The following is a 655-nucleotide window of genomic DNA, read 5'->3' on the forward strand; positions in this document are numbered from 1 at the left end:
GGCCTGGTGCTGTTCGGCGCCGAGGGCTCGCGCACCACGCCGTTCTGGACGGAAGTGTTCAATGTCGGCACCGTGACGATCTCGGGCCAGAGCGTGGTCGTGATCGCGGCGGCGCTGCTGCTGATCGGTGCGCTCTGGCTGTATTTCGACCGCACCCTGTCGGGCAAGGCCCTGCGCGCCACGGCCGTCAACCGGCGCGGCGCGCGCCTGGTCGGCATCGGCACGGTCCAGGCCGGGCGCCTGGCCTTCCTGCTGGCCTCGATCATCGGCACCCTGTGCGGCGTCCTGATCGCGCCGATCACCACGATCTACTACGACAGCGGCTTCCTGATGGGGCTGAAGGGCTTCGTCGGCGCCATCATCGGCGGCCTGGCGAGCTATCCGCTGGCCGCCGGCGGCGCGCTGCTGGTCGGGCTGCTGGAAGCCTATTCCTCGTTCTACGCCAGCGCGTTGAAGGAAGTGATCGTGTTCACCCTGATCATTCCGGTGCTGCTGTGGCGCTCGATCGTTCATCCGCAGGTCGAGGAGGAAGAAGCATGACGCGCCGTTCGCTGCTCATCTTCGGGCTGGCCGCGCTGGCCTTCGGCCTGCTGCCGCTGCCGCCCTACTGGATCACCCTCGGCAACTACATCGGGCTGTATGCGATCGTCGCCCT

At 67.8% G+C, this 655-nt stretch carries 1 protein-coding gene; it reads left to right on the top strand.

What is annotated here, in order from left to right:
• On the top strand, window positions 1-540 hold a 540-nt coding region (locus KVT32_RS28210), incomplete at its 5' end, for a branched-chain amino acid ABC transporter permease (protein WP_217619215.1).
• Between the last annotated feature and the right edge of the window lie 115 nt (window positions 541-655).

Source organism: Achromobacter sp. GbtcB20, from assembly GCF_019091095.1.
GTDB classification, from domain to species: Bacteria; Pseudomonadota; Gammaproteobacteria; order Burkholderiales; family Burkholderiaceae_B; genus Achromobacter; species Achromobacter mucicolens.